At 42.3% G+C, this 3305-nt stretch carries 4 protein-coding genes; 2 read left to right on the forward strand and 2 right to left on the reverse strand.

The window, feature by feature from the left end:
* Positions 1 to 976, forward strand: a 976-nt coding sequence (locus AB3112_RS09850) for a glucose-6-phosphate isomerase (protein WP_367334399.1), incomplete at its 5' end; no start/stop codon positions are given.
* A 138-nt stretch (positions 977 to 1114) separates the two neighbouring features.
* Positions 1115 to 1489 carry a DUF1304 domain-containing protein gene (locus tag AB3112_RS09855; RefSeq protein WP_084973958.1) on the forward strand — a complete coding sequence of 125 codons (375 nt, stop codon included), beginning with the start codon at positions 1115 to 1117 and terminating at the stop codon, positions 1487 to 1489.
* 271 nt (positions 1490 to 1760) lie between these two features.
* On the opposite strand, the gene AB3112_RS09860 is transcribed toward AB3112_RS09855, so the two are convergent.
* A complete protein-coding gene (locus AB3112_RS09860; RefSeq protein WP_239822983.1) occupies positions 1761 to 2594 on the reverse strand; it encodes a hypothetical protein in 834 nt (277 codons plus the stop codon).
* Entirely contained in the window at positions 2569 to 2931 is a 363-nt protein-coding gene (locus AB3112_RS09865) for a PadR family transcriptional regulator (protein ID WP_084973954.1), read from the reverse strand. Before AB3112_RS09865 ends, AB3112_RS09860 begins: the two co-directional genes overlap by 26 nt.
* Positions 2932 to 3305 lie beyond the last annotated feature (374 nt).

Raw genomic sequence — 3305 nt, forward strand, 5'->3', positions numbered from 1 at the left:
CGTCTATGACTTGATCAATCTGATCGGCGACCGCGATTTCTCAGTTAACGTGATTTCCAAATCAGGAACCACCACGGAACCTTCAATTGCATTCCGAATCTTTAAGGAACGCCTCATTGAAAAATATGGTGCAGAAGGTGCCAAAAAGCGGATCTACGCCACAACTGACAAGGCTCACGGTGCTTTGCGCCAAGAAGCTGACGCCAGCGGCTATGAATCATTTATCATCCCTGACGGCATTGGTGGCCGATACTCCGTCTTAAGTCCCGTTGGCTTACTGCCAATCGCCGTTTCCGGCGCTGACATCGAACAGTTAATGAAGGGTGCCGCAGATGCTTCAGACGAGTACACCGACCCTGATTTAACCAAGAACGAAGCTTACCAGTACGCTGCGTACCGAAACATTTTATACCGGAAGGGCTTTACCACCGAATTGCTGGAAAACTATGAGCCAAACATGATGTACTTCGCTGAATGGTGGAAGCAACTCATGGGGGAATCAGAAGGTAAGGATGAAAAGGGCATTTACCCATCATCAGCTAACTTCTCAACTGATTTGCATTCCCTTGGCCAATATATCCAAGAAGGCTTACGTAACTTGATGGAAACCGTTGTTAAGGTTGATAAGCCAAACCACGACGTTGACATTCCTAAAGAAGCCGACAATCTTGACGGTTTGAAGTATCTTGAGGGCCGCACGATGGACTACACCAACACGGAGGCCTTCCACGCCGTTGTTCTTGCCCACACAGATGGTAACGTGCCAAACATGGCCGTCCACATTCCAGACCAAACGCCATACACGTTGGGCTACTTGATCTACTTCTTCGAGGTTGCAGTGGCAATTTCCGGTTACCTTAACGGCATCAACCCATTCAACCAACCAGGTGTTGAAGCATACAAGCAAAACATGTTCGCTTTGCTTGGCAAACCTGGATTTGAAGAAAAGGGTAAAGAACTTAAGAAACGAATTTAATTTACTTGATTATCCAAATACAAAACGCCCGCTGGCATCTCTGAGATGCGGCGGACGTTTTTGCTTTGAAATGTGTTTGACCAAATATTCGAGAATAACCGTATAATCAACTTATAATGAAAAATGGAGTGAATGCAGATGCTTAAATTAATCTCAGATCTATTTATTATTTTGGTCGCCATCGAAGCCTTCTTCATCATGGGACTGGAGATGTTTGGCAACCAATCCAAGCTGGCACAAAACGCGTTTCATGTTTCTGCCAACTACCTGGCGCAACCAGAGGCCCGGACAAGCATGGCCAATCAAGGGCTTTACAATGGCTTCATTGGGGTTGGCATTTTGCTTGGCCGATTTGCCTTCCCAGTGGATGCAGTCTACCCCACCCTGCTGCTGTTCATTGGCTTTGTTGTCGTTGCGGCAATTTTCGGGGCGCTCACTGCTAATAAGCAAATTTTGTTAACCCAAGGGGCGCCCGCCATTGTTGCGCTGGTGCTGATGATTTGGGCACATTAGGGACTGTCGGTGGTCAAAAATCTTGTTATTTAAGCCTCATTACACCGGCATCCCAAGAAAAGTGATAAAGGATAAAATAATGAGTCCCACTGAAATGAAAAAGGTTCCCAGAACCAGCTTATTGACTCGATGCCTTTGATTTTTGTTGTTAGAAGAATAATAAAGGATAGAACGCTAATAGGTAAACTAATCTCTAACAATAATGAATACCTCCTCAAAGTTTGAGTTCATTAAATCTCAGTTTATTTGCCACTGTTTGAATCATCCGTTATCACTCATTATCGTGTTTACTTAGCCAATAGTATGTGCCGAAACCACCAATAAGTGCTGCAATAATGCATCCAGGAATTACAATCCAAAGTAATTTAGATTTGGGGATAACAGGATCGGTTATCATTTTACCAATAACCGGAAGCCTTGAAAAAATCCCGATAGCGGCATCAATCGCCATCACAACATAAATAATTGTCCAGGGCATCTGATGTTTGAAAGCCCGAATGTATAGGTATGTTGTGAATAAAAAGACCAGCGTAATCACGGCGATTCCAAGTATCCCATCCAGTTCGAAACTTAGTGGTGTTTTGAGAAAAATTGAACCCGCAACAACCACCACGAATAAAATGACAGCTAGTCCGTTGATTACAAATTTAGTGGCCTTTTGTTGATAAGTAGTCTTTCCAACCAGCCAAAGAATAACATTCGCAAGAACAAAAGAAATAAATCCCATAATGATTAAATTCCCAAAGTCGGTTTTGACACTTGGTGTGGTTAGACTTGGGATCATAAATACGATCACATACCCAAGGGCAATACTAAGTGCAAACTTTATTGTTTCGGTATAATTTCTAGGCAGTGATTTTAATATTTCATCGGCAGACTGTTTGGGATCCTTGCCAAAATACGATTGAGCTGTTTGATTGTTAAATTGGGCTTCCAAAATATCATTGAGAATATCCAACAGGATTTGCTCGACATCCAGCTCACTTTTAAAGGTCGAATTTGCGCGGATGTACACCATCAGCTCCTCATAATATTTCTTGTTTTCTAAAGTTAATTCCTTTCTGAGATCATTATTTCTTTTAATCAGACTGACTGCTTTCATCATCTTCACTCCTTTTGTGGATGAGACTATTCACATTACTTGATAAGATGTTCCATTGATTGACAAACCGCTTCTTTTCCAGAATACCATCGTCAGTAAGGTAATAGTATTTCCGCTTGGGTCCTTCTTTGGACGGCCGCATTTTTCCTACAATCAAATGTTTCTTTTCCATATTGATCAACAGTGGATAAATCGTCCCTTTGGGCACATCCTGAAAACCGTATTGGGTCAATGCCTGACTAATCGAATAGCCGTACATGGGCTCTTCACTGATTAGTATCAGCAGGCATCCCTGAAGAATTCCCTTTAACATCTGACTTGAGATATCCTGTTTTGGCAAATAATCACCCCACTAGTATGTAATGCTTACTAGTAAGATAACTTATTTTAGGTAGTTTGTAAAGCAAGCTAGTAAAAAAGAGCCGACTCTTCAAAAAGTTCCGTTGTAGTGACATCGATAAAAATGGAGTAGTGCCATCCCTAATCCAACTTGTTTTATCTTTAGCACAGCACCTAGTATACTTAAGCTAAATAATTCAGTAAGAGGGGGATTTAACATGATCAAACAATTAGCCAAATGGCTACTGGTTTGTGGCTTGGATTGGGGACTCGGGACGGTTACCCAATCATCTTCAGCACGTGCTGCGGGGGTCTACAGGCCGGTTAAAACTAAAACTTATAAGAATGTTCCGTATCATTGGAACGGCCAGAGTA

This window comes from Lentilactobacillus sp. (genome assembly GCF_040773105.1).
Lineage (GTDB): Bacteria > Bacillota > Bacilli > Lactobacillales > Lactobacillaceae > Lentilactobacillus > Lentilactobacillus parabuchneri.